A 25,302-nucleotide genomic window follows, 5' to 3' on the forward strand; every position below is an offset into this window, starting at 1 on the left:
GCCTCAAGTCCGCTTATCCAAAGCGGCGTAATCACTTGAGGCCGACGCCTAATGAACTGTGGCCGAAAAAAGGATTGGTGATTGCCGAAGCGTTCGAGCCTCTAACTAGATACACCGTCCGGTTTGCCGGTTTCGGCCACCAGGCATTCGTGGGAGTGTTTGACCAGTAATGGTGATCACCCATCGGCCAACGCCCGCTGTAGGCAAAGTGAATCTCGTACAGCTCGTCATAGCTGGGTATACGGGCTCCCTGCCCATTGGCTGCATTCACGATGTTATTCCAGGTGCCCCCTCCAAGCCCCACACAATAAATCACGCCAGTCACTGAAACTGAATAACTCCTGGCTTGCTGTGCCGTGTCCCTGGCCGTGATGGTGGCGGTGCCTCTGCCACGAGCGGTGACGAAACCGTTGCCATCGACAGCGGCGATCGCCGGGTTGCTGGAGCTGTAAGTAATTGTTCCTGTGCCTCCTGTGGCGCGTCGGGTGAATGAGTTCCCTGAATTCCAGTTCGGGAGCGCATTAGGGTAGCCCGCACAAATGTAAGTCTTGCCAGGTAACGTGACCGGGCTAGTGTCGAAGTTCATCGGTGAGATTCTGCGAAATGTCCGCGGTATGGAGATCTGCTCGGTACTCAATGCTCTGGCGTACACCGAATGTTCGCCAAGGGTGATTGCAAAGGGGGTCGTCCACGTTCCGTTGGCATCGGCGGACACGATGATATTTGTGGCTGCACCCAAATCATGAATCTGCACTTGATACAAAGGCGTGACCCTGCCCATCAGAACAACCGACGTATCGACCGTAGACCCTCCATTACTCAACTCGCCTCCCGAGTGCCTCACCGACGTCAGCGTCACGGCCTCGTGAGGTTTGACCGTAAAGCTGTGGGCGGGAGATTGCAGTTGTTCCCCATACAGGGCTCGAGCCTTGATGGCATAGGATGTCAGGGCCAGCATTGACAGTTTTGTCGAGCCTTTGCCCGCTCCATCCAGAGTGATAGGGGGACCGATGGGAGTGTCTTCGTCATAAAGCTGAACACGCTGGTCGGGGTCTGCCAATACGGCAACATTAACTTCCCTGTCGTAAGTCATGCCGTTGTGCGCAACCGATCCTCTGGAATCGCTGACTGCGGTGATACTGGGTTTCGTGGCGATACCGATGGTAAATGTGCGTGGATTGCCGTGCGGTACATCGGCGTCGTACAAGGCTTTCACCGTAACGGTTTGCAAGCCTTCGACGAGGCCGTCTGCGGGGGATTCCCATGCCCACAGATCTGTGGCTTGCGGCGTGCCTTTGAGAACACCATTGACCTTGATCTCGACCTTTTCACCCCGCGTCGCCGTACCCTGGATCGTCACACGTTTGTCGTAGGTCAACCCGGCTTCGGGGATTTCCTGGCCTTGCGGGTTGAGGATTTTGGTGATCATCGGGGTCACGTAGTCATAGCGTGTGCGGATCGTCAATGGCAAAGCAGGGAACTCGATTGCAGCGGTCTCTTCCGTGCTGTTGTCGAAAATCACTTTGCATTTCACCACGGCGGGAGAGCTGTGCCGTAATTTCAAAAGCTCGCTTCTGAGCAAGGGTTCGTCGAGGCCTTCAGCCACTTGCCGGTCACTGATTGGATGATCCTTCAATACGTCGACCCGGTAGCTGCCAGTGCTGGTTTCGCCCTCGACATAGACCCAGGTGCGCTGGCCCCTGGCAATAAATGGCCATACGTTCACCAGAACCCTCGCATCGCCGGAAAACTCCATCAAGTCCAGAACCGCCTTTTCTGCCAGAGGCACTTGCGGGGTGGGCAGATCATTTTCCGGATCCTGGAACTCAAGGATGTTCAGTGGCAACGCTTCGGAAGGTGTCCAAAAGCCATAGCGCTGTACGTCATAGCTGACGTCAACCGAGCGCCGAATGTTGGCACCCACAAACGAGGCGTCCAGGTGAAAAGTGACGATGCCCGAAGATTCGGCAGGTTGTTCGAGATCCTCCGATGTACCTGCCCCTGGTGTCCCCCGCCATTTCAGCGCCAGGGTATCGAGTGCTTCGTCCATGCTGAGGTAACTGCATTCGATATCGACACCGTCGAGCGCATCCATCGGGTTCAACGAACCGTTGGGTGCTTGTAACACGGTAGGCGCAGGCAAAAATCCTACGGGGATGCCAACCATTACCTCGAAGGGCGCCGAATAGCTGTACTTCCCAGTCGCCACATGCAGCAGGACATAACGAACAGTGACGGTATAGCCGATATTGGCCGAGACGTATTGGGCATCCACCCGAAAACGCGCGGTCTTGTCGATCGACAAAACAGTGATGGGGATGCTGCCTTTGGTTGAGCTGAAAGCTGAGAAACCAGTCCAGTGATACGTCAGAATATCGCCCTTGGCCCAGTCAACCGGTTTGACCAGCACGTGTGCCTGCGTATAGACCTGCGTCGGGTCGATCACGCCCTCTTTGGCCTCTTCCACATCCGGCGCGGGAAGGGTGGCGGGAAGTTCACGGACCTCGACCCGCAGAAAGTCAGACTTGCTGAGTCCATAATCGCCAGGATCGTCGTTGTACACCCGGTAATAGAGTTTGAGGCTGCCGTTGATCAACGCGAGGATGTGCTCGTGCATCACGTAGATGAAGATAAACCCCGTCTGTTGATCGTTGCTGCTGACGTCATACGGTTCCTCATGGCAATAGGAGCTGCCATCTGATTTTGTGCCTTCCCAGATCATGTTGATCGAGTCACCGGTTTTAAGGCTCGGGTAGGCAATCCTCACGGTCGCTGTTTTGCTGTCTCCAGGCAAAATGGCACCGATAACCTCTTCAATAATCGGCGCTGGCAACAGCGACGGGTCGCCGATCACTTTGACGAAAGTGCGCTTGGAATGGAGCACAGCACTGCCGTCTTTCTTGTGTAAGGTGTAAGAGCCATCGAGCGTCCCGCTGGCGAAGAGACTGGCGAATGCGAAAGGGATCGGGAACTCGAGAATGTAGGGCAGATTGCCGACGGTGATTTCATCTTTCAGTGTGCGAGACGCTGTTCCGGTGATCCCGACACCTGCAACATTGATCACGATGGTGTCGCCCGTGGCGAACTCCTTATTGATTTCGAGCCGGATCAGCAGGTTGGTCGCCTGATGGTCCAGTCGATCGAGATGAAGTTCGCCATTATCGGCATCTTCGAAAAAGGCCGGGTCGAGGTGAGCTGCACCGGCATCCACCGGAACCTTGGTCTCCTTCGACCATTTCTCGCACCAGTTCCAGACCTCGTCATGGACTTCGTACCTGATCGGCAACGAGCTGCTATCGCCAGCGCTCAGGATGTCGGCGGGTAATGCGGTGATGACAATATCCTGGATGCCGTCGGCCTCGGCCTGGGTCACCACGTGTGGCGCCAGAAGAATACTGCCCCAACGCACCCAGATGACATCGCGCACCGTGATGTCCCGATACTGGTCGATGGTCATTGGGACGCCGGTGTCCGCCCATTCCTTGCTGACACCATTTTGGATGACATCCAGTGGCAACTTGACCAGGTCAAGGTGTGAGTGCCAGGGAAGATGCTGCTCCTCATCCTCGCCGGCGGGTGCATTCAACTTGACTAACAGCTTCAACGCGACGGATGGATCGTCAGGCAGCGGTTCTCCTTGCCGAGTGACCTGGTAATAACACTCGGAGTAACCGGGGGCGATTTCAGCCGTCGGGAGAAAGAAGAACACTCGCTTGTTGACTTCTTCGGCTTTGACTTTCAGTTCGTGAATGACTTTTTTGTTCCAGAAAATCAGTATTTCATCGTCGTACCCCATGCCCGGGTAGGGGTCGATAAGGCTGAATATTCCTGCCTCGTATTCTTCAAATGTGCCAAGGTTTATACCGTAGTCAGCATCATCGACCGGATGAGTCATGCCAGCGAAGTAGATGGGCGATATTTCTAGTGGCGCGCAGGGAAAATCTTCGCGGGGAGGAAACAGAAAAAGCCTGAAAGACGTCATGGGTGATACCGCCTGAGGATGAGAAACGGGTGACTACTTTCTAGTCCCTTCATTTCTCATCGACTACTGTCAGATCTGACAGGGGTAGGCGTGTTTCAGATGGACGGTCAGGTTCAGGCAAGTCTGTCTATCGAGCGTCCACTAATTACCGTCGGCGACCTTGCGCTCGATCTCATCGACTTTGCGCTGCAGCTCTTCAGCTTCCTGCTCTTTAACTCGAGTGGAAGACGGCGTGATGACTTTGTCTACGCCCTCGGTGTTGTTGTCGCGGTCCTGCAGATCGCGCTCGACCACGTTCACCGGTTTGTCGCTGGCATCGGTGGGTGGTGCGTTGGGGGTTTTGTCGTCGTTGGGGTTCATGGCGCTGGCCTCCTGTGGGTGTACACATTGGAGACAGCGCGGCGGCAGACGTTCGAAATTTTTCAGCGCCAGTGCCCTCTCCCGCAGGAGAGGGCACAGCGGTTGTTTCAGTCCTTGAGAATGTCGCGATCCTTGGTTTCCGGGAGGAAGAAGGTGCCGAGTATCGCCGTCGCCACTGCAATCACGATCGGGTACCAGAGCCCGTAGTAGATGTCACCGGTGGCGGCGACCATGGCGAACGCCACGGTCGGCAGGAAGCCGCCGAACCAGCCGTTGCCGATGTGGTAGGGCAGCGACATCGAGGTGTAGCGGATGCGCGTCGGGAACAGTTCGACCAGCCACGCGGCGATCGGGCCATAAACCATGGTCACGTAGATCACCAGCACGGTGAGCAGGAGCAGCATCATCGGGTAGTTGATTTTCGCCGGATCGGCTTTTTCCGGGTAACCGGCGTCTTTCAACGCCGCGCCGAGGTTGGCGGTGAAGGCGTCGTTGCGGGCCTTGAAGTCGGCGGCGGCGAGGGCGCTGCCTTCGAAACTCTCGATGACGCGATCACCGATGCGCACCTGCGCGACGGTGTTCGGTTCGGCGGCGACGTTCTCGTACGGGATCGCGCGTTTCGCCAGCAAGGTTTTCGCCAGGTCACAGGAGCTGGTGAATCTGGCCTTGCCCACCGGATCGAACTGGAACGAACACTGATCAGGAACGGCGATCACTTTGACCGGATTTTTTTCCTGAGCGACGAACACGTCCGGGTTGCCGTACTGGGTCAGCGCAGTAAAGATCGGAAAGTAGGTCAAAGCAGCCAGAATGCACCCGGCCATGATGATCGGTTTGCGCCCGATGCGATCGGACAGGCTGCCGAAAATCACGAAGAACGGTGTGCCGATCAGTAGCGATCCGGCGATCAGCAGGTTGGCGGTTTGCGCGTCGATCTTCAATGTTTGCAACAGGAAGAACAGCGCATAGAACTGCCCGGTGTACCAGACCACTGCTTGCCCGGCCGTGCCGCCCAGCAGCGACATGATCACCACTTTGAGGTTGTCCCAGCGTGCAAAGGATTCAGTCAGCGGCGCTTTCGAGGCCTTGCCTTCGTCCTTCATTTTCTGGAATACCGGCGACTCGCTCAGTTGCAGGCGGATGTACACCGACACGGCCAGCAGAATGATCGACAGCAGAAACGGAATCCGCCAGCCCCAAGCCTCGAACGCCTCGTTACCCAGCGCCGTGCGACAGGCGAGAATCACCAGCAGCGACATGAACAGACCGAGGGTGGCGGTGGTTTGAATCCACGAAGTGAAAAAGCCACGGCGATTGCGTGGTGCGTGCTCCGCTACGTAGGTCGCCGCGCCGCCGTATTCACCACCCAGCGCCAGGCCTTGCAGCAAGCGCAGGGTGATCAGAATCACCGGGGCAGCGACGCCGATGGTGGCGTAGCCGGGCAGCAAACCGACGATTGCTGTGGACACGCCCATGATCACGATGGTGATCAGAAACGTGTGTTTGCGCCCGATCATGTCACCCAGGCGCCCGAAGACGATGGCGCCGAACGGCCGCACCGCGAACCCGGCGGCGAAGGCCAGCAGGGCAAAGATGAACGCAGTGGTTTCGTTGACGCCGGCGAAGAAGTGCTTGGCGATGATCGCCGCCAGTGAGCCGTAGAGGTAAAAGTCGTACCACTCGAAAACCGTGCCCAGCGAGGAAGCGAAGATGACCTTGCGCTCCTCCTTGGTGATACCGCCGCTGCGGGGCGGTGTGCCGGTGGATGCTGTGTCGATTGTGGCCATGGGTGTTCTCCGTCGTGCTTATTGTTGTAGGCCGGAGTCCCCCGTTACTGCCTGTCGCACTCTGGCCCGTTGGCATCTGCCGCCGTTGCTCTAGCGTGAAGCTTGCACAGTCTGACCGCCTCGCAGGGCTGCAAGGTTTCCTGAAGCATAATCAGCTTTTGGCGAATATCCACTTGGCCTACGCGTTGACCCAACGCTGCCGGCTCCAGGCGCTCAACCAATCGACCAGAAACACCAGCAACAGCATCGCCAGAATCACCGTACTGGCCTGGGCTTCCTGGAACAGACTCAAGCTGACATACAGCATCTGGCCCAGGCCGCCAGCACCGACAAAGCCCAGCACGCTGGCCATGCGGATGTTGTTTTCCCAGCGATACAGGCAGTAGGCGAGCAGTTGCGGGGCGAGGTTAGGCAGGGTGCCGTAGCAGAACGCGAGGATCGGATTGCCGCCCTGCAGACGGATCGCCTCGGCCGGTTGTGGCGGAGTGTTTTCCAATGCTTCGGCAAATAGCCGACCGAGCACCCCAGTGGTGTGCAGGGCAAGGGCGAGGGTGCCGGCGTTCGGTCCGAGACCGGCGGCAAGCACCATCAGCGCCGCCCAAACCAGCTCTGGAATCGCCCGCAAGCCGTTGAGCAGCAGGCGCGCCGCACTTTGCAGCGGCCAGCCGAAACGCCCGGCAGCGGGCAGCGCGAGAACGATGCCGAACAGTGCCGCAAGCAGGGTGCCCAACGCGGACATGGCCAGTGTTTCCAGCGAACCGTGGGCAATGGCTTTCAGGTAACCGGCGCTCAAGTCGGGACTTAGAAAGCGCTGCACGTAACTGCCCATCTGCTTGAGGCTATTGGCGCTGCCGAGTTCGGCGAGATCCAGTTCCAGATAAGCAAAGGAAGCGAACACCGCAAATGCGATCACGACGATCAGCAGCAGGTTGATCAGGCGCCTCATGCCAGCCTCCAGCGCAGCAAGCGGCTGAGTTGATCAGCGCACAGCACCAGCAGCAGGAACGTCAGCAACATGCTGGCGACTTCACCGCCGGCAAACATGCGGATCGACAGGTCGATCTGTTGCCCCAGCCCACCGGCACCAACAAAGCCCATCACCACTGAGGCACGGATCGCGCACTCCCAGCGATACACCGTGTACGAGAGAAGTTCGGCGGCGACATTCGGCAGCGTGCCGTAGGCAAACGCCGCCAGTCGACCGCTGCCGGCCTGCAACAATGCGTGCGCCGGGCGCTGGTCGGTGGATTCGAAAATTTCTGCGTAGACCTTGCCGAGCATGCCGCTGTAGGTGATGGCGATGGCCAACACGCCAGCCGCCGGGCCGAGGCCGACCGCGCGCACAAACAACAGTGCCCAGACGATCTCCGGCACGCTGCGCAGAAAGATCAGCAAGCCACGCACCGGCCAGCGCAGCAAACGCCCGGGCAGGCTCGGCACGCCGCCCCGGGACGCCGCCGAGAGCGACAGCGCGCGGCTCGCGATCAGGCTCGCCGGCACTGCCAGCAGCAACGCCAGGGCCATTCCCGCTGTGGCAATCGCCAGGGTTTGCAGGGTGGCTTTGAGCAGCAGTTGCAGGAACGCCTGATCGTGCGCCGGCGGCCAGAATGCCGAAACAAAACGGCCCATTTCGTTCTGGCTATCGGCCTGAAACAACACGCCCAAGTCCAGTTCGCTGAGCTGAATGCCCGGCCACAGCAGGGCCAGCGCCAGCAATGTCAGCAACAATCGCGGCCACGCCGCAGGGTCCCGTGAATCGGCCTTCAGCATCGCGGAATCTGCACAATCAAAGGCGCGACCGCTGGTGCAGGCGATTGCAGTTGTTCATTGGCGTACAGCGCATCGAGTTTGTCGCGGCTGACTTCAGCAGAAGGGCAATCGAAAAGAATCTGCCCGTCGCGCAAACCGATGATCCGTGGAAAGTGTTCCAGCGCCAGATCCACCGCGTGCAGGCTCGCCACCAGCGTGACGTTGTGCTCGCGGGCATGGCGCGAAAGGATCGACAGCGTATGGCCGGCAAGCACCGGGTCCATGGCCGAGACAGGTTCGTCGGCGAGCAATATTTCCGGCGCCTGATACAGCACCCGCGCAATGCCGACGCGCTGCAACTGCCCGCCGGACAACTGCTGGCAATGGGCGAAGAGTTTGTCGCCCAGATCCAGCCGCGCCAACGCCGCGCGAGCGCCCGCCACATCCAGCGGATGCAGCAGGTTCAGCAGACTTTTGCCCAGACTCCACTGACCGAGCTTGCCGGCCAGCACCGCTGTGATCACCCGCTGACGCGGCGGAATCGGCGGCGCTTGATGCACCAGACCGATGCGCGCACGCAGGCGCTGACGCTGGCGAGCCGACAAATGCCAGGCGCGTTCGCCAAGCACTTCGATGTCGCCACTGCTGGGCTTGAGCGCGGTGGCCAGCAGATTGAGCAGGCTCGACTTGCCAGCGCCGGACGGGCCGATGATCGCGACCTGTTCGCCAGCGCCAATCTGCACGTCGATGTTACGAAGGGCATCGACGCCATTGGCGTGGCGCAGGCTGCCCTGGGTGAGGCGTAGGGTCATTTCAGCAGTTCGGCGGCGCGGGCGGCTTCCTCGATGCCCTTGTAGTTCTCGGGCTTGGTCTCGATGAAGCGACTGGCGGCCTGCAGATCGAGGATCTTCTTCTGCTCAGGATTGGCCGGGTCGAGGTCGAGGAAGGCTTGCTTGATCTTCGCGGCCAGCTTCGGATCAAGAGTGCCGCGCACGGTCCAGTTGTAATCGAAGTAGGTCGGGGTGGTGGCGAAGACTTTGACCTTGTTGGTGTCGACCTTGCCGGCGTCGACCAGTTTCTGCCAGACGCTGGCGTTCAACACACCAGCGTCGACCTTGCCGGCCTGCACCCAGGCAACGGTGGCGTCATGCGCGCCGGAGTAGGCGACACGGCTGAAATAGCCTTCAGGCTTGATGCCGTCGTTTTTCAGCATGAAGTAACGCGGCATCAGGCTGCCCGAGGTGGACGACACCGAACCGAAGGCGAAGGTTTTGCCCTTCAGATCGGCGAGGCTTTTCACGTTCGGGTCGGCGGTGATGAATTTGCTGGTGAACTGCGCATCCTGTTCGCGCTGCACCAGCGGGATCACTGGTGTAGTGGCATCGGTCTTCAAACGAGCCTGCACAAAAGTGAAACCGCCGAGCCAGGCCATGTCGAGGCGATCGGTGGCCAGCGCTTCAACCACGGCCGGGTAGTCGGCGACGGGGACAAACTGCACCTTCATGCCCAACTGCTGCTCAAGATAGGCACCCAGCGGTTCGAACTTGCGCAGCAGCTCGGTCGGCGCTTCGTCGGGAATCGCGCTGACGCGCAGGACATCAGCGGCTTGCGTCATCAGGGCAGAAAAGGACAGGGCCAGACCGGCGGTGAGGGCGAGGGTACGCTTGAACATAGAATTCTCCGTTTCGTAAGCGTCAACATTCGAAGGGCAGCCGCTACCGAGCGGCGCGCCACGTCAGGGTAGACGAAACGGCGAGGTTATACGCATTCGCGAGGAGATTGGCCAGCCTCCGTGCCGGCGCGGTGTGTCTGTTTGTGTACGGTTGCGGTCAAGCCGCCTCGGGCAATTTGGCAATCACCTTGATCTCGAAATCGAAACCCGCCAGCCAGGTCACGCCGACAGCGGTGATGGTCGGAAACGGCGCTTCGCCCCAAAACTCCGGCACCACAGTCCAGATCGTTTCGAACGTCGAGTGCGGATCGACCATGAACACGGTGACATCCACCGCATCATCGAAGCTGCAACCGGCCGCAGCGAGAATCGCGTTGAGGTTGTGGAAGGCGGTGCGCACCTGATCGCGCAGATCCGCCTCGGGCGAGCCATCCTCACGGCTGCCGACTTGTCCGGAGACAAACAGAAACCCGTTGGAGCGAATCGCCGGCGAGTAACGGTGACGCTCATACAGGGCGTGGCGGGCGGGTGGGAATACTACATCGCGCTTGGACATGGGGCTGACTCCATCAGTGGTTGATGGGGTGACTTTAGGTGTTTGCAGCTGCTGGATAAACGCGCAAGCTTGGCGTTCACTGTTTGCAAATTCCAAACAATCGAGGGGCGCGGATGGACCGGTTCGATGCGATGCAGGCCTTTGCCCGGGTGGTCGAGGCGGGCAGTTTCACCAAAGCTGCCGAAACCCTGCACATGAGCAAGACCACGGTGACGCAACTGGTGCAGCAGCTGGAGGCGCGGCTGCGGGTCAAGCTGCTCAATCGCACTACGCGCAAGGTCAACGTCACCGCCGATGGTGCGGCGTATTACGAGCGGGTGATCAAGTTGCTGGCCGACATGGACGACGCCGAAACCAGCCTGCCCGGTGCCGCCGCACGGCCACGGGGGCGCTTGCGCATCGACGTGCCGAGCCCGTTCGCGCGGCACATTCTGGTGCCGGCGTTGCCGGAGTTTCATGCGCGCTACCCGGACATCCAGATCGACATGGGCGTCAGCGACCGCATCGTCGACATCATCGATGAGAACGTCGATTGCGTGGTGCGCGGCGGCGAATTGCTCGATCAATCGCTGATGGCGCGCAAGCTCGCCGATCTACCATTGGGGGTATTTGCCGCGCCGGCTTATCTGGCTCGCGAAGGTACGCCCGACCATCCACGCGAACTGGAAGACTCCCATCATCGGGTGGTCGCGTTTCTTTGGGCTCGCACTGGTAAACCTCTTCCGTACACGTTGCACAACGGCACCGAGCGCTTGCAGATCAAGGGCCGGCATGTGCTTGCGGTAGATGACGGCAATGCCTATCTAGCGGCGGGACTGGCGGGCATGGGGGTGTTGTGGTTGCCGACGTATATGGCCGATGCGCATGTCGCGCGCGGCGAGCTCGTGCCGTTGTTTGAGGGCTGGCGCCTGGAAAGCATGCCGCTTTACGTCGCGTATCCGCCGAACCGGCATGTCAGCTTGAAATTGCGGGTATTTATCGACTGGATTGTGGCGTTAATGGCGTAGGGCTCTGGTGCGCTTATTGCTTTACGTGAAGGCAGGTCGTCAGAAAAACAACCAACCCGGCGACCCGAACGTGCTCGTGATGAGAGGCGCACGTTCGACCCAAGGAGCTATGCGCGTAATGAATATGTACATCGATATCGTCGGCGCCTGCAATCTGAGCTGCCCGTCATGCCCGATGGGTAATTCGGAAAATGCCAATTTCAAGAAAGCCATGCAGCTCGATATGTTCACGCAGATTGTCGATAAGGCACGTCGTGAAGGGGTCAAGGCGATCTTCTTGTACAACTGGACCGAGCCGTTGATTCACCCGCGCATTGGTGAGTTCGTCGAAATCATCAACGCAGCTGGCTTGCAAAGCGGCATCAGCTCCAACCTTAACCTGGCCAAGAACATTGAAAGCGCGATGCTCGCCAATCCCTGGTTCTTCCGTGTCTCCCTGTCCGGGTTCCACCAGGATACCTACCGCCAAGGGCATGTCGGCGGCGACATCGAAGTGGTCAAGCAGAACATGATCAAGCTGCATGACCTCAAGCAGCGTCACGGCCTGAATACGCTTATCGAGGTCTATTACCATCGCTATCTGGATAACCTCGAAGAAGAGGGGCTGATGCGCCAGTTCAGCGAGCGCCTGGGTTTCAATTTCTCCACCGGCTACTCGGTGATGATGCCGCTGGAAAAAACCTTCGCTATCGTCGAAGACGATGCCTCGGTCACCGACACGGACCGGGAAACCCTCAAGCGCCTGGCGTTGCCACCGTATGCAGACCTGGTCAATCTGGTCAAGCAATACCCCAAACAGGCGTGCACCCTGAAAGATGATTGGCTGGTACTCGATTGCAATGGCAATACCGTGCTGTGCTGCACGATTTTCAATCAGGCGGAATACAGCGTCGGCAAGTATCTGGACATGCCGGTACAGGAATTGATGAGTCGCAAATCCACGCAAAAGAACTGCGTGGACTTGTGCAACCGCTGCGCGAAGAACGGTCTGCACATCTACTCCGCATCGCCCAACAAGGGGCCGCTGGAAAGTCATGCGGTCAATCGCATCATCGACTTTCAACGACGCACGATTCTCGAACAGCCGATCGATAGCGAACGTCTGGGCCGTACAGGTGAAGTCAGCGCCGAGCACTTCGATGAGGAGCAATATTTGCGCCTCAATGCCGACGTAAAGACTGCAATCGCCACAGGCGCCTTCTCCAGTGGCTATCAACACTACGTCCTGTTTGGGCGCCTCGAAGGTCGGCTCGGGGCGGGGTTGAATACGATCGTTTGAGATACCCGGGGCGACGGCCATGGGTTGTTTGAAGGTGTGGCCTGATGACGTGATTGACTCTTTACCGGTTCCGGCCAACTATCGGCGCACAACAATGTGACCGATGGATTGAAACTTGACCGAACGACGCCAATTCAGCGGAGGCATGAAGGGGAAAAACCTCCGCTATCTGAATGAGCAAAGCGATAACGCGCAGTTGACGCGCACCGGTTTTCTGCTGCTCGAACACTTTTCGCTACCGGCCTTTACGCAGACGCTGGACGCCGTGGTGACTACCAATCTGTTGCGCCCGGGGCTGTTTACCTCGCGCACCTTCGGGCTGGGTGAGGGCGAGGTCATCAGCGACCTGGGGCTGGTGATCCGCCCCGATGCGCGTCTGGACTCAGCAGCGCTCGAGGAATTGGATCTGCTGGTGGTCTGCGGCGGTTATCGCACTGAACTGCGAGCGAGCGATGGGTTTGTGCACTTGCTCAAAATGGCGGCGGAGCGGGGCGTCAGTCTGGCCGGGTTGTGGAACGGTTCGTGGTTTCTCGGGCGTGCCGGGTTGCTCGACGGCTACCGTTGCGCGATTCACCCGGAACATCGCCCCGCGTTGACGGAAATTGCCAAGGCTACGCACGTCAGCAGCGAGCCTTATGTGATCGACCGCGACCGTCTCACCGCGTCGAGCCCATCGGGGGCTTTCCACATGGCGCTGGACTGGATCAAAAGCCTGCACGGCAAGGCGCTGGTCGAGGGTGTCGAGGACATTCTGGCGTTTGAGGAATCGCGCTACCGGCGGATCAAACCGGATGAAAACATCTGCGTCAGCGCGCCGTTGCGGGAAGTGATCAAGCTGATGGACGCCAACCTCGAAGAACCGTTGGAGCTGGAACAATTGGCGGTCTACGCCGGCCGCTCGCGGCGCCAGCTCGAGCGCTTGTTCAAGGAGCAACTGGGCACCACGCCGCAGCGCTACTATTTGGAACTGCGCATCACCGAAGCACGGCGCCTGCTGCAACATACCGAGCTGTCGCAGGTGGAAGTGCTGGTGGCGTGTGGTTTTGTCTCGCCGAGCCATTTCAGCAAGTGCTATAGCTCGTACTTTGGTTATCGGCCTTCGAAGGAAAAACGGCTGGTTAAATAGATCGACCGGTGCAATCCCCAAAAACCCTCACCCCAGCCCTCTCCCAGAGGGGAGAGGGAGCCGACCGAGGTATCTTGCGCTGTACATCGACCTGAAAGATGGACGTCGACTTTGGATTCAATACAGCGCTTTCAGGTCGGCGTAAATCTCGAATATCCCCCAATCAGTTCCCTCTCCCTCCGGAGATGGCTAGGGTGAGGGGTATTGAGGGCGGGTCTGTCAGAGACGATCAGCATCGATTACAGCTTGCGCAAACGCCGCCGGGCTTTCCTGGGGCAAATTGTGCCCAACCCCACCCTCAATCAACCGGAACTGATATTTCCCGGTAAAACGCTTGGCATAGTCCTCAGGCTTGGGATGTGGCGCACCATTGGCGTCGCCTTCCAGGGTAATCGTCGGCACGCTGATCGAAGGCGCAGTAGCCAATTTTTCTTCCAGCGCGGCATATTTCGCCTCGCCCTGCACCAGGCCCAGCCGCCAGCGGTAGTTGAACACGGTGATTTCGACGTGATCGGGGTTCTGCAACGCTTGTGCGCTGCGGTCGAAAGTGGCGTCGTCGAACTTCCACTGTGGCGAAGCCAGCTGCCAGATCAGTTTGGCGAAGTCGTGGGTGTTTTTTTCATAGCCGGCACGGCCGCGTTCGGTGGCGAAGTAGAACTGGTACCACCACTGCAATTCGGCTTTCGGCGGCAGCGGGTTTTGCCCGGCGGCCTGGTTGCCGATCAGGTAGCCGCTGACCGCCACCAACGCCTTGACGCGCTCCGGCCACAATGCTGCGACGATGTCCGCCGAACGCGCGCCCCAGTCGTAGCCGCCCAGCACTGCTTGCTTGATCTTCAGCGCATCCATGAAGTCGATCACGTCGCTGGCCAGCGCCGCCGGTTGGCCGTTGCGCAGGGTGTTTTTGGACAGGAACTGCGTGTCGCCATAACCCCGCGCATACGGCATCAACACGCGATAACCCTTGGCCGCCAGCAGTGGTGCGACATCGTCGTAGCTGTGAATGTCGTAGGGCCAGCCGTGCAGCAGAATCACCACTGGGCCATCAGCGGGGCCGGTTTCGGCGTAGGCCACGTCGAGCAAGCCAGCCTTGATGTGCTTCAGCGGGCCGAAGGGCGAGGGCGCGGAATAGCTGACGGCGGCCGGTTCTGTGGTTTGCGCCTGAGCGCTGCCGACGGCGCCGAACAGTGACAGCGCCAGGACTGACAAGCCGAGCGCGGCGGTGATTTTAGAGGTGTGCAGAGCCTGTTTCATGCTGACGTCTCCTTTGCGAGCCTGTGGCCAAGGGGCTGGATGAACCCTTGAAACCCTGGGTGCATTGAAGCGTGGCGAGGTATCTGCTCTGTGTCGCCAGAGAGCGTTTTTGCATTGGGTTGTGTAGCAGCGGGGCGCGTACACAGTGTGATACATGGCGATGAAACGGTGAGTTTTCGCGCGAAAATAATAAGTCGCTGTTTTAAAACAAAAAAAATTTTATTTCGGGCTTCCCAAATGAAATGAATGTTGTTAAATTGCGGCCCGTTCTCACAGCGATCCTAACGGAGCCGCTGATCAGAGCTACAGGGGCGTCGCCAAGCGGTAAGGCAGCAGGTTTTGATCCTGCCATGCGTTGGTTCGAATCCAGCCGCCCCTGCCATCTACGAAAAAACGCCAACTTCGCAAGAAGTTGGCGTTTTTTTATGCCTGCGATTTACCGCGCTCGAGCCAGGCATGCGTGCGCGATGCCGAAGCACCGCGCACGCCGGTCACTCAGTGCGGTGCGCGCGGGATGGTTTTCATCAGGTCTTCAGGGCTGATGTGGCCGACCACGCTGCCCGGCTGCGGCAGGTTCAGAATGTGGCCTTTCATCTTGCCGATGATGTGCATCTCGCACGGCTTGCAATCGAACTTCAACGTCAGCACTTCATCGCCGTGGATCAACTGCATCGGCGCGACCTTGGTGCGCACGCCGGTCACGCCTTTGGCCTGTTTCGGGCACAGGTTGAAGGAGAAACGCAGGCAGTGCTTGGTGATCATCACCGGCACCTCGCCTGGCTCTTCGTGAGCTTCGTACGCCGCGTCGATCAGCTTGACGCCGTGACGGTGGTAGAAGTCGCGGGCCTTCTGATTGTAGACGTTGGCGAGGAAGGTCAGGTGCGAATCCGGGTACACCGGCGGCGGCGTGGTTTCGGCCTTGCGGCTGCCACGCGGATGCGCGGCGACACGCGCCGCAGTCAGCGCTTCGATCACTTCGCGACGCAGCGACTTGAGCTGCGAGTTGGGAATGAAGAACGCTTGCGGCGCATCCAGCTTGACGTCGGTGGCGTGGTACTGCGTGGTGCCGAGCTGACCAAGCAGGTCGCGCAGTTGCTCCAGCGCCTGCTCCGGCTTGTTGGCAACGCCGAACGGCCCGTTGAGGGTGACGCTGGCGCTGATGCCTTCTTCGCTGGTCGCGGTCACTTCCAGCTGTTCTTCACGCAGACGAGCGAACCAGCTCAGGGCCACGCGACGTTCCGAAGAAGTTTTCTGCAACGCCTGCTGCCAGTTGTGATCGAGGTTGCGATTGAGCGGGTGGCTCGGACGCAGCTTGAACAGGCCCTCGGGCATTTCGTTCGGCTCGACGCGGTAGCGGTAGCGCTTCTCGCCGTCTTCTTCGAACTCGCCTTTGGCCTCGGCGATGTTGGCGCGGAAACCGACCACTTCGCGCTTGACCAGCACGTTCAGGCCGTCGCCGTTGGACAGCGGCTCGTGAGTGACAACCTGCATGTCACGCTTGCCGACTTTTTCCACCGTGCCGACCGGCAGCCCGGTGAAGGTTGGCGAATCGAAGGCGCCGATGTCGATCTTGCGATCGGTCACGAAGTAATCGGTGCTGCCACGGTGGAAGGTCTTTTCCGGGTCGGGCAGGAAGAAATGCACCGTCCGGCCGCTGGAGGCGCGGGCCAGGTCAGGGCGGTCTTCGAGCACGTCGTCCAGACGCTGGCGGTAATAGGCGGTGATGTTCTTCACATAGCCCATGTCCTTGTAGCGACCTTCGATCTTGAACGAACGCACGCCTGCTTCGACCAGCGCGCGGATGTTGGCGCTCTGGTTGTTGTCTTTCATCGACAGCAGGTGCTTTTCGTAAGCGATCACGCCACCCTTTTCGTCTTTCAAGGTGTACGGCAAGCGGCAAGCCTGGGAGCAGTCGCCCCGGTTGGCGCTGCGGCCGGTCTGCGCGTGGGAAATATTGCACTGGCCGGAGAAGGCCACGCACAGCGCGCCGTGGATGAAGAATTCGATGGCCGCGTCGGTTTCATCGGCGATGGCGCGGATTTCTTGCAGGTTCAGTTCTCGGGCCAGTACCAACTGGGAGAAACCGGCCTGATCGAGGAACTTCGCTCGCTCGAGGGTGCGGATGTCGGTCTGGGTCGAGGCGTGCAGCTCGATCGGCGGAATGTCCAGCTCCATTACGCCCAGATCCTGAACGATCAGCGCATCGACGCCGGCGTCGTACAACTGATGGATCAGCTTGCGCGCCGGCTCCAGCTCGTTGTCGTGCAGGATGGTGTTGATGGTGGTGAAGATGCGTGCGTGGTAACGGCGGGCGAACTCGACCAGTTCGGCGATTTCGCTGACTTCGTTGCAGGCGTTGTGGCGTGCGCCGAAGCTCGGGCCGCCGATGTACACGGCGTCAGCGCCATGCAGGATGGCCTCGCGGGCAATGGCGACATCGCGGGCAGGGCTGAGCAATTCCAGGTGATGCTTGGGCAAGGACATAGTTTTTTTAGTCAGGCGGTCACGGGCAAGGGGCGCATTGTACCTGTGAAACACTTGGGCGGCATCAGCGTGCCGATATCAGGTACGAAGGACCTAGCACAATACGAGGCAATGCATAACTGTAAAGACTGTCAGTTGTCCGCCCGCGTCCAAAGCGTGAACATCAGGTGGGAGCGGGAAAGTCGCTCTGGCCTATATCACGCAAGACATTGGAGATTAATATCATGAAAGGTAATAACGCCTTCGCGACGATTGGTATCTCGGATTTCGCGTCGTTTAAACCGCGTCCTCGCAAGACGGCCGAAGTGTATTACAAAGCGGTCGTGTCACCCGATCATCCGGGCATAGGCAAGCCAATATTCTCCGCTACTCGGCATCTTTATTTCGGCACAAAAGAGACGTTTAGCGTTATTGGTCAATATTTTACGGACGAGGTGGGTGAGATCATTTCATTTGTGATAGATCGCTCCCTTACGGACGGTACGCATGAAATTGGCGGGTTCGGAAGCCCTGTCGCGGGATTGATGACTATGTCGCATGAAATCTTATATGCGAAAACAGGAACAATAGAGTTTGCTCGCAAACACGAAGAAGGCATCGATTCGATTACGGCAACATTCAATTTTGAAATCGAGCACCGCGGGCAAACATACCGGGTATCAGAAGGTAAACTGTTTGTTGTAGCTAGCGGTCCACTTTAAGTTTTGTGGATAGACCGTTGACGCCAATTCGCTCAACGGGCGAGCCAGCGCTTGCCAAACGGCCCCATCCTGGTGGCTGCTGTGTTTGGCGCGCGCCCTTGAGTATTTCACTGCGTGTGTCGCACCCCGGAATCGTGGCGGCAGCCTACGCAGTATTTCCGCAAATCAGCCCTTGGCCGCCATCGCCGTCACTTCCACACGCATCCCTTCAACCGCCAGCGAGGCGACGCCCACCGCTGCCCGCACTGGCCAAGGCTTGGCGAAATAGCGTTTGTACACTTCATTGAAAGCCCCGCGATCGCCCATGTCGGTGAGGTAAATGGTCAGGTGCAGCACCCGGTCCATCGAACTGCCAGCACGTTCCAAGGCGACTTTCAGCGCCTGCAGCGTGCACTCGCTTTGCTCGGTGATGCCGCCGAGTTCCAGGCTGCCATCGGCGCGGGTCGGGATTTGCGTCGAGACCATGATCCCGCCAAAGGTGGCGACGTCGGAAGAAATCGAATCGGTGTCCGGATCAGGCGTGAAGATGATGTCTTGATTGGCCATGGGCATCTCTTGTTTGAGTGAATGAAGATTGCGGCAGTTTACAGATTCTTTCCCACCATGGCCCGGACGGGGACCGCGACACGTTTGTATAAGCGTGTATCACCGCTCAGCCGATACACACGGCAACACCAAACTGCGCTTTCGAGACACATCCGCCTTACATGCCAAGCCCAAAGTAGCCCTCACACCAACACTACGTTCAAGAGGGCACCACCATGTACCGTCCACTGTTTCTGGCTTCTGCCGTTGTCTTCGCCTCCCTGACCGGCTTCGCCCATGCGGCGGATGCGTCGGCAACGAGCTGGCAGAAAGGTCTGAGCCGTACTGATCTGGTTCGCCAGGATCTCGGCGCTGACAATCGCGAAGTGATTCAGGCGCGTATCGATTTCGACGCTGGCGTCACCTCACCTCGGCATGCGCATCCCGGCGTGGAAGTCGCCTATGTCATCAGCGGCACGTTCGAGTATCAGCTTGAAGGGCGGGCGCCAGTGATACTCAAGGCCGGTGACTCGTTGTTCATTCCGGCGGGCGTTGCGCATGTGGCCAAAAACGTCGGCAACGAGAAAGGCGTCGAACTGGCCACTTACGTCGTCCCGAAAGGCGAACCGCTGCTGATCCTCAAGCCATGAGGCGCCAGTCCGCTATTTCGAGCGCGGCTTGCTCATCGCGCGCTTGATGCGCATCCAGTCCTGATAGGCCGCCGTTCGTTTGGCGTCGGCCAGAGCCTTGGCTTCGCTGAAACGGGCCCAGGCTTCAGGATTGTCCGTGTCGTTCTCGATGATCCTGTAAGCCGCTTCTTCGAGCAGATCGGCCTCGCGGAACATCGCGGCGTTTTCTGCCATCTCGTCATCCCAGGATCGGCCGAAACCGAATTTCAACGTGTGCTCATTCATTTTGCGTGATCCTCCTCCCACACCAGAGGCACCGACTCGCGCCATTGCACCTCGGTTACGCCGAAGCGTTCCGCCATTGGTTTGGAAAAACGTTTCAACGGAGGCCTACCGGGGCGGGGGATGGGCGCGATTCCTGCGTCGCAACTTGCCCACTGCCACGCTTCGGCGTTGTTCATGTTTTTTGTGCGAATGACGAATGACCTGGGCTTTCCATGTAACAGGTACTCGATCACGTACAAGTCCACTGCGCTCATACATTTCCTCCCGGCTGTTAAGAAGACGGATGTCTGGCGAAATGAATAATTCAGAGAAAATTCTGTTGGCTTGGATGACCGGCATACGCCGCTTGTTTTGCGTTATACCGCCCGTTGGGGCGTGTACAAGTTGAGGCGCCAATGCACTACATGATCTTGTAATGTCGCTGCTCAGAGTGGCGATCTGAATAGAATGAAACGCATCTAAAACGGCGCGTTATTCAGGAGGGGCTTCAGGAGTAAATGCATGAGCAGACAAAGTCTGCGTGAATCTCGGTGTCTTCAACCGCTGTGATCAGCCCGGCATGCAAAGCTTCTTCAGGATTGATTATGCGCGGAGCCGCTGTCAGGTATTTTTCTGTCTCCAACGCATTTTTCCCGTTACTGGTACGCTCGGCGACAATCTGCGCGTACAGATGCAAGTCGTAATCCAGGCTCATGGCATATTCCGACATGCGCGAATGATCAACCGCTCCCTGCAAGTGCCAATGAAAAGGGTGAAACAGAAACTTGCTATGAGTGCACGCGGTGCGGCGCTGGCCGGCGAGGAAAACGATATTGCCCATCGACTCGACCGTTCCCAGGTTATGCGTGTGTACCGGCACGGGCAGCGCCATCAGAAAGTTGTACATCGTGAAACCGTAACTGCATTCGCCACCCATGGTAGCGATGTTCAGAATCAACCTGGGGGCATCTTCCTTTAGCGCACGCGAGGCTCTGTCAATCAGCTGACCGCAGGTTGAAGCATTGATCGGGCCGGTAAAGTTAATCACGTGAACAGGCATGGCAATTTCCTCGACGGGCCGGGGCTCTGCGAACGGGCTCTTTGCGCAAGGACTGGTGCCCGTGAGTCAGGAGCAGCGTTCGTACGTTGGCGTCGTTTGCGTTTCTCGAGAGTTTTCAGAGTCAACGTTCAACTGCCTGCGCTCGTAACATTCATGTTGGGCACGATCGCTGTGCTGCGGGTGGCCAGGTTTTCTTTCAATGCACGAAGACCCAGCGTCGTCCGGCAGTTTCTCCGGAGAGCTGCGCGTCGCTTCTTGTACAACTTCAGCGCCTTCGCGTTGGTGTAACTGGCTTGGAGGAGTATGTGTGGAGGTGGTCATCTATGCGCTCCGTCGAATATTACAAGGGCAGCGAGGCTGCCCTTGTACCGCTCATTTACGACTTGCGACCTCCACTGTGGCTGGATTGTCCGCCTTTGCGACCAGCCTCGGATGCTTTTTCACGATCGTTGGCGAAGTTGCCGCCAGACTGTCCGCCTTTTTTTCCGGACTCTTGCATCTTGTCACGATCGTTGCCGGCGTTACCTGTATTTTTATTTCCGGTGGTCATGATAGCTCTCCGATATCTATTAACGTTTCGCTAGTGATGTCCGTTTTCGTCATGGACACCTACTTCGATTACATATCGGTTCACGGTGTTTTGATTTTTTTTAATTGATCCGATGAGCGGTGCCTGCACTTTCAACTTGTATCGGCCAGTAGTGCATATATAACTAAAAGGGCTACGCTCAATCGCATTGGATAATAAAGAAAAACACTTACACCGATGCCGAGCCGGTTGTTGAAGTTAATTGAACCTCGACTATCTGAATCGTGGCAACGGCCGATCAATTGGCTTGAGCGTCGAAAGCGTATCGCGAATCAGCGGCGTATCTTTCTCGATGTCGTGCAGTCGATCGCGGATGCGCAGTGCTGTCGGATGCCCGCCTTGATGATCAACCCAGTCGGCGATCTCTTTGCAGGCGGCTGCCAGGCGCGCCTGGCGGGCGTCGAGCAGGGTGAGGAGGGTGGTGATGGACTCTTTCTCGGACATGAAACACCTCCGTTCGCTGAAACGGCTGAGTTGCAACAAAAAGCCCGCATGGCGCGAACCTTCAGATCAACTATAGAAGCCCTGCGCGATCGTGCAAAAAATACCCGGCTCAGCTCATCGGCAAATCTTGTAGGAGTGAGCCTGCAGGGGGTTTGTGCGACTCAGGACGCCTCGCTCACCTCACACATCCGCTCGAGAAACATCGCCAAGGCTACTTCCTCAGCGCGCAGGCCTTTGCGCACTCTCGGGCGGGGCAGTTCGGCGAGCGCGCCGAGCATGAAATGTTCGAGCACCGCAGGGTGGATGTAGCATTTGCGGCACACCGCTGGCGTGTTGCCCAGCTGTTTGGCGACGTTCTTCACGGCTTCGACCACATGGCGCTTGGCCTCGGTTTCCGACTCATGCTGCAGCTCGCGCAGCACTGCCAAAGCCAATGCGCTGCCCGCCCAGGTGCGGTAGTCCTTGGCGGTGAATTCAGCGCCGGTGAGCTTTTGCAGATAGGCGTTTACGTCGGAGGAGGTGACAGTGTGCCGTTCGCCGTGTTCATCAAGGTACTGAAACAGGTTTTGCCCGGGAATCTCCAGGCAGCGCTTGATGATTCGCGCCAGACGCCGATCCTTGACGGTGATCTGGTGCTCGATGCCGCTCTTGCCACGGAACTGGAACAGGATCGCGCTGCCATTGACCTCGACATGCCGGCTGCGCAACGTGGTCAGGCCATAAGAGCGATTGTCCCGCGCATATTGGGTATTGCCGACGCGGATCAGCGTGGCGTCGAGCAAGGTGATGACCGTGGCCATGACCTTGTCGCGGCTGAAGCCCGGGGCGTCGAGCAGCGCCTCAAGCTGGCGCCGCAGTTTGGGCAGGGCCAGGCCGAATTCGCGCAGGCGCGAGTATTTGTCGGCGTCGCGCACTTCGCGCCAGCGTGCGTGATAACGGTATTGCTTGCGCCCGCGCGCATCGCGGCCGGTGGCTTGCAGATGACCGCACGGGTCGGCGCAGATCCACACATCGGTGTAAGCCGGCGGCACCGCGAGGGCATTGATGCGTTTGATTTCGTCCGGATCGCTGATGCGCTGGCCCGACGGTTCGAAATAGACGAACTTGCCGCGCAGTTTTTTCCGGGTGATACCAGGCTGAGTGTCATCGACGTAATGCAGATCGGCGGGCAGGGCATCTGTCAGCACGGTATCGGGCATGGCGGTTTCCTTCGGTCATACGGCAGTCTGTAACTGATTGACCGCAGTCGCTGGCCGTCGTGCCGAATGATTTACGCGAGCACCGCCACTGCCTTGATCTGCGCCCACAGCCGCTGGCCCGGGTGCACGCCCAATTGGTCACGCGAGAAGCGGGTGATCCGCGCCAGCAGCGGCGTGCCGCCCGCATCGAGGCGGATCAGCACATGGGCACTGTTGTCAGCGGCCTGTTCGCTGATGACGGTAACGGGCAGACGATTGAGAATGCTGCTGGCTGCATCGTTGTTCAGCGCCAGGCTGATGTCACGGGCGTGCACCTTGCAGCGCAGGGCTTGGCCCACGGCCATCGGCGCGTGGGTGACGCGAATGTTCATTTCGGTAGCTGGCAGTTGCAGGCTGAGCAATTGATAGGTGGCGTCGTAGGCGCTGACCTGACCTTCGATGATCACCCCGGCGTCATCACCCATTGCCAAGGGCAGATCCAGGCGTGCGAGGGTCTCACCGATCGGGCCGCTGGCGAGGGCTTTGCCGTCACGGAGCAATACCAGATGATCAGCCAGACGCGCGACTTCATCCTGGGCATGGCTGACGTACAGCAGCGGAATATCCAGTTCGTCGTGCAGGCGTTGCAGGTACGGCAAGATTTCGCTCTTGCGCCGGCTGTCGAGAGCCGCCAGTGGTTCGTCCATCAGCAGCAGTTTCGGGCTGGTCAGCAGGGCGCGGGCGATGCCGACGCGCTGCCGTTCGCCGCCGGACAGATGCTGCGGGTGACGCTCAAGCAAATGGCCGATGCCGAGCAGTTCGGTCGCTTGGTTGATATTGACCCGGCGTTGCGACTTGGCGATGCGTTTGAGACCAAACTCCAGATTGGCCAGCACCGACAGATGCGGGAACAGGCTGGCTTCCTGAAACACGTAGCCAAGCGCACGTTTATGCGGCGGTACGAAGATGCCGTTGGCGCTGTCCTGCCAGATCTCGTCATTGATCTGCACAAAACCCTGCTCGGCGCGCTCCAGCCCGGCGATGCAGCGCAGGCAAGTGGTTTTGCCCGAGCCGGAATCGCCAAACAGCGAAGTGACGCCCCGGCCCGGCACTTGCAGATCAACATCCAGTTCGAACCCCGGATAAGTGCGTTTCAGGCGTACATCAATCATCGATCAGCTCCAGCCTGCGCGGGTTTTGCGGCTGGAATACAGCGCCAGCAACACCAGAAACGAGAACACCAGCATCGCCCCGGACAGCCAGTGCGCCTGGGCATATTCCAGCGCTTCGACATGGTCGTAAATCTGCACCGAGACCACGCGGGTCTTGTCGGGAATGTTGCCGCCGATCATCAGCACCACGCCGAATTCACCGACGGTGTGGGCGAAGCCGAGAATCGCTGCGGTGATGAAGCCGGGTCGCGCCAGCGGCAGGATCACGCTGAAGAACGTGTCCCAAGGATTGGCGCGCAACGTCGCGGCGACTTCCAGCGGGCGGGTGCCGATTGCCGAGAAAGCGTTTTGCAGCGGTTGCACCACGAACGGCAGGGAATAGATCACCGAGCCGATCACCAGCCCGGTGAAACTGAACGTCAGCGTGCCCAGCCCCAGCCATTGAGTGAACTGGCCGAGAAAACCGTGCGGCCCCAGCGCCAGCAACAGATAAAAACCGATTACCGTCGGCGGCAGCACCAGCGGCAGGGCGACGATGGCGCCAATCGGGCCACGCAACCACGACGAGGTGCGCGACAGCCATAACGCGATCGGTGTGCCGATCACCAGCAGGATCACGGTGGTCAGCGACGCCAGTTTCAGCGTCAGCCAGATCGCGGCGAAGTCGGCACTGGTCAGCGACATTTACAGTTCATATCCGAAGGACTTGATCACCGCAGCGGCTTTCGGCCCTTTGAGATAATCGACCAGGGCCTTGGCAGCAGCGCTGTCCTTGCCTTTGTTCAAGATCACCGCGTCCTGTTTGATCGGATCATGCAGGGTGGCCGGAACAATCCATGCCGAGCCGCTGCTGATTTTGCCGTTCTTGAAGATTTGCGACAGGGCCACGAAGCCCAGTTCGGCGTTGCCGGTGGAGACGAACTGGTAGGCCTGAGTAATGTTCTGGCCTTCGACGATTTTGCTTTTCGTGGCTTCGCTCAACTGGAGTTTTTCCAGCACCTGGGTGGCGGCGAGACCGTATGGCGCGGTTTTGGGGTTGGCGATGGACAAGTGCTGGTATTGGTTGGTTTTCAGCACGTCACCCTGTGCATCTACGTAGCCTTCCTTCGCTGACCACAATGCCAGGGTGCCAATGGCGTAGGTGAAGCGCGAGCCTTTGACGGCTTCGCCTTCCTGCTCGAGCTTTGCCGGGGTGCTGTCGTCAGCGGCGAGGAACACTTGGAAGGGCGCGCCGTTTTTGATCTGGGTGTAGAACTGGCCGGTTGCGCCGTAAGCAGCAACCAATTTGTGCCCGGTGTCTTTTTCGAAGTCGGCAGCGATGGCCTGGATTGGCGCGGTGAAATTGGCGGCGACCGCCACTTGCACTTCGTCAGCCTGCGCGGCACTGATGCTGAAAAATGCGAGGAATGAGGCGAGACAGGCAGGGGCGAGGCGTGTGGCAGCAGGTGTCATGTAAAGGCTCCGTGATCGGCATTGAATGCTTT

The 25,302-nt window shown here is 58.8% G+C and carries 24 protein-coding genes, 1 tRNA gene and 1 pseudogene; 6 read left to right on the forward strand and 20 right to left on the reverse strand.

From position 1 onward, the window contains the following. Positions 1-31 precede the first annotated feature (31 nt). The 8 genes from AB4N48_RS09540 to AB4N48_RS09575 all read right to left on the reverse strand — a co-directional run bounded on the left by AB4N48_RS09540 (position 32) and on the right by AB4N48_RS09575 (position 10,106). Positions 32-3,982 carry an Ig-like domain-containing protein gene (locus tag AB4N48_RS09540; RefSeq protein ID WP_460095256.1) on the reverse strand — a complete coding sequence of 1,317 codons (3,951 nt, stop codon included), beginning with the start codon at positions 3,980-3,982 and terminating at the stop codon, positions 32-34. A 141-nt stretch (positions 3,983-4,123) separates the two neighbouring features. Then, positions 4,124-4,342, reverse strand: coding sequence for a hypothetical protein (locus tag AB4N48_RS09545; RefSeq protein WP_460095258.1), 219 nt, complete (start codon positions 4,340-4,342; stop codon positions 4,124-4,126). A gap of 107 nt (positions 4,343-4,449) precedes the next feature. Then, positions 4,450-6,129 (reverse strand): MFS transporter, encoded by a 1,680-nt coding sequence (locus AB4N48_RS09550; protein WP_460095260.1) that lies wholly within the window; start codon positions 6,127-6,129, stop codon positions 4,450-4,452. Between the two features lie 178 nt (positions 6,130-6,307). After that, positions 6,308-7,075 carry a phosphonate ABC transporter, permease protein PhnE gene (gene phnE, locus AB4N48_RS09555; protein ID WP_460095262.1) on the reverse strand — a complete coding sequence of 256 codons (768 nt, stop codon included), beginning with the start codon at positions 7,073-7,075 and terminating at the stop codon, positions 6,308-6,310. Further along, positions 7,072-7,899: a PhnE/PtxC family ABC transporter permease gene (locus AB4N48_RS09560; RefSeq protein ID WP_150635119.1), complete on the reverse strand. Its 828-nt coding sequence runs from the start codon at positions 7,897-7,899 to the stop codon at positions 7,072-7,074. The genes phnE and AB4N48_RS09560 overlap by 4 nt, the downstream gene beginning before the upstream one ends. Next, entirely contained in the window at positions 7,893-8,690 is a 798-nt protein-coding gene (locus AB4N48_RS09565; RefSeq protein ID WP_256810032.1) for a phosphonate ABC transporter ATP-binding protein, read from the reverse strand. The genes AB4N48_RS09560 and AB4N48_RS09565 overlap by 7 nt, the downstream gene beginning before the upstream one ends. Continuing rightward, positions 8,687-9,550: a putative selenate ABC transporter substrate-binding protein gene (locus AB4N48_RS09570; protein WP_041480134.1), complete on the reverse strand. Its 864-nt coding sequence runs from the start codon at positions 9,548-9,550 to the stop codon at positions 8,687-8,689. The genes AB4N48_RS09565 and AB4N48_RS09570 overlap by 4 nt, the downstream gene beginning before the upstream one ends. A 157-nt stretch (positions 9,551-9,707) precedes the next feature. Continuing rightward, the gene (locus AB4N48_RS09575) at positions 9,708-10,106 is read right to left on the reverse strand and encodes a RidA family protein (RefSeq protein WP_041480136.1); all 399 of its coding nucleotides are present in this window, start codon (positions 10,104-10,106) and stop codon (positions 9,708-9,710) included. Positions 10,107-10,219: 113 nt separating this feature from the next. Here AB4N48_RS09575 and AB4N48_RS09580 point away from each other — a divergent pair, with 113 nt between their 5' ends. The 3 genes from AB4N48_RS09580 (at position 10,220) to AB4N48_RS09590 (ending at position 13,518) form a co-directional block, all read left to right on the forward strand. Then, positions 10,220-11,113 carry a LysR family transcriptional regulator gene (locus AB4N48_RS09580; protein ID WP_056789579.1) on the forward strand — a complete coding sequence of 298 codons (894 nt, stop codon included), beginning with the start codon at positions 10,220-10,222 and terminating at the stop codon, positions 11,111-11,113. 118 nt (positions 11,114-11,231) lie between these two features. Beyond that, on the forward strand, positions 11,232-12,392 hold the full coding sequence (locus AB4N48_RS09585) for a radical SAM protein (protein WP_056789581.1): 1,161 nt from the start codon (positions 11,232-11,234) through the stop codon (positions 12,390-12,392). Positions 12,393-12,507: 115 nt separating this feature from the next. Further along, positions 12,508-13,518 (forward strand): GlxA family transcriptional regulator, encoded by a 1,011-nt coding sequence (locus AB4N48_RS09590; RefSeq protein WP_353957141.1) that lies wholly within the window; start codon positions 12,508-12,510, stop codon positions 13,516-13,518. A gap of 219 nt (positions 13,519-13,737) precedes the next feature. Here AB4N48_RS09590 and AB4N48_RS09595 read toward each other — a convergent pair whose 3' ends face one another. Continuing rightward, the gene (locus AB4N48_RS09595; RefSeq protein WP_056789584.1) at positions 13,738-14,772 is read right to left on the reverse strand and encodes an alpha/beta fold hydrolase; all 1,035 of its coding nucleotides are present in this window, start codon (positions 14,770-14,772) and stop codon (positions 13,738-13,740) included. A gap of 307 nt (positions 14,773-15,079) precedes the next feature. On the opposite strand from AB4N48_RS09595, the gene AB4N48_RS09600 reads away from it, so the two are divergent. Continuing rightward, positions 15,080-15,154, forward strand: a tRNA-Gln gene (locus tag AB4N48_RS09600). A 113-nt stretch (positions 15,155-15,267) separates the two neighbouring features. Here AB4N48_RS09600 and AB4N48_RS09605 read toward each other — a convergent pair. Then, on the reverse strand, positions 15,268-17,256 hold the full coding sequence (locus tag AB4N48_RS09605) for a peptidase U32 family protein (RefSeq protein WP_150740958.1): 1,989 nt from the start codon (positions 17,254-17,256) through the stop codon (positions 15,268-15,270). Between the two features lie 224 nt (positions 17,257-17,480). On the opposite strand from AB4N48_RS09605, the gene AB4N48_RS09610 reads away from it, so the two are divergent. Next, on the forward strand, positions 17,481-17,957 hold the full coding sequence (locus AB4N48_RS09610; protein WP_460095265.1) for a hypothetical protein: 477 nt from the start codon (positions 17,481-17,483) through the stop codon (positions 17,955-17,957). Positions 17,958-18,122: 165 nt separating this feature from the next. On the opposite strand, the gene AB4N48_RS09615 is transcribed toward AB4N48_RS09610, so the two are convergent. Next, positions 18,123-18,503 carry a RidA family protein gene (locus AB4N48_RS09615; RefSeq protein ID WP_024013136.1) on the reverse strand — a complete coding sequence of 127 codons (381 nt, stop codon included), beginning with the start codon at positions 18,501-18,503 and terminating at the stop codon, positions 18,123-18,125. A gap of 215 nt (positions 18,504-18,718) precedes the next feature. Between AB4N48_RS09615 and AB4N48_RS09620 the strand changes: the two genes are divergently transcribed. Beyond that, positions 18,719-19,132 carry a cupin domain-containing protein gene (locus AB4N48_RS09620; RefSeq protein ID WP_460095266.1) on the forward strand — a complete coding sequence of 138 codons (414 nt, stop codon included), beginning with the start codon at positions 18,719-18,721 and terminating at the stop codon, positions 19,130-19,132. 12 nt (positions 19,133-19,144) lie between these two features. Here the strand turns inward: AB4N48_RS09620 and AB4N48_RS09625 are convergent, their stop codons facing one another. From AB4N48_RS09625 to modA, 9 genes and pseudogenes are all read right to left on the reverse strand, one after another. Further along, positions 19,145-19,396, reverse strand: a complete 252-nt coding sequence (locus tag AB4N48_RS09625; RefSeq protein WP_460095267.1) for a hypothetical protein — start codon at positions 19,394-19,396, stop codon at positions 19,145-19,147. Continuing rightward, positions 19,393-19,650: a DUF6555 family protein gene (locus AB4N48_RS09630; RefSeq protein WP_041480147.1), complete on the reverse strand. Its 258-nt coding sequence runs from the start codon at positions 19,648-19,650 to the stop codon at positions 19,393-19,395. The genes AB4N48_RS09625 and AB4N48_RS09630 overlap by 4 nt, the downstream gene beginning before the upstream one ends. Positions 19,651-19,883: 233 nt before the next feature. Next, on the reverse strand, positions 19,884-20,435 hold the full coding sequence (locus AB4N48_RS09635; protein ID WP_150740955.1) for an ATP-dependent Clp protease proteolytic subunit: 552 nt from the start codon (positions 20,433-20,435) through the stop codon (positions 19,884-19,886). A gap of 376 nt (positions 20,436-20,811) precedes the next feature. After that, a pseudogene (locus AB4N48_RS09640) lies at positions 20,812-20,928 on the reverse strand (con-10 family general stress protein); the annotation flags it as partial. 309 nt (positions 20,929-21,237) lie between these two features. Then, positions 21,238-21,468, reverse strand: coding sequence for a hypothetical protein (locus tag AB4N48_RS09645; protein ID WP_076562638.1), 231 nt, complete (start codon positions 21,466-21,468; stop codon positions 21,238-21,240). A gap of 161 nt (positions 21,469-21,629) precedes the next feature. Next, positions 21,630-22,667 carry a DNA topoisomerase IB gene (locus AB4N48_RS09650; protein WP_056789610.1) on the reverse strand — a complete coding sequence of 346 codons (1,038 nt, stop codon included), beginning with the start codon at positions 22,665-22,667 and terminating at the stop codon, positions 21,630-21,632. A 71-nt stretch (positions 22,668-22,738) separates the two neighbouring features. Next, positions 22,739-23,818 carry a molybdenum ABC transporter ATP-binding protein gene (gene modC, locus AB4N48_RS09655; RefSeq protein ID WP_252876406.1) on the reverse strand — a complete coding sequence of 360 codons (1,080 nt, stop codon included), beginning with the start codon at positions 23,816-23,818 and terminating at the stop codon, positions 22,739-22,741. A gap of 3 nt (positions 23,819-23,821) precedes the next feature. Next, positions 23,822-24,502, reverse strand: a complete 681-nt coding sequence (gene modB / locus AB4N48_RS09660; RefSeq protein WP_065616245.1) for a molybdate ABC transporter permease subunit — start codon at positions 24,500-24,502, stop codon at positions 23,822-23,824. Beyond that, a complete protein-coding gene (modA, locus tag AB4N48_RS09665) occupies positions 24,503-25,270 on the reverse strand; it encodes a molybdate ABC transporter substrate-binding protein (RefSeq protein ID WP_460095268.1) in 768 nt (255 codons plus the stop codon). Positions 25,271-25,302: the final 32 nt, after the last annotated feature.

This window comes from Pseudomonas sp. S2_C11, assembly GCF_054668395.1.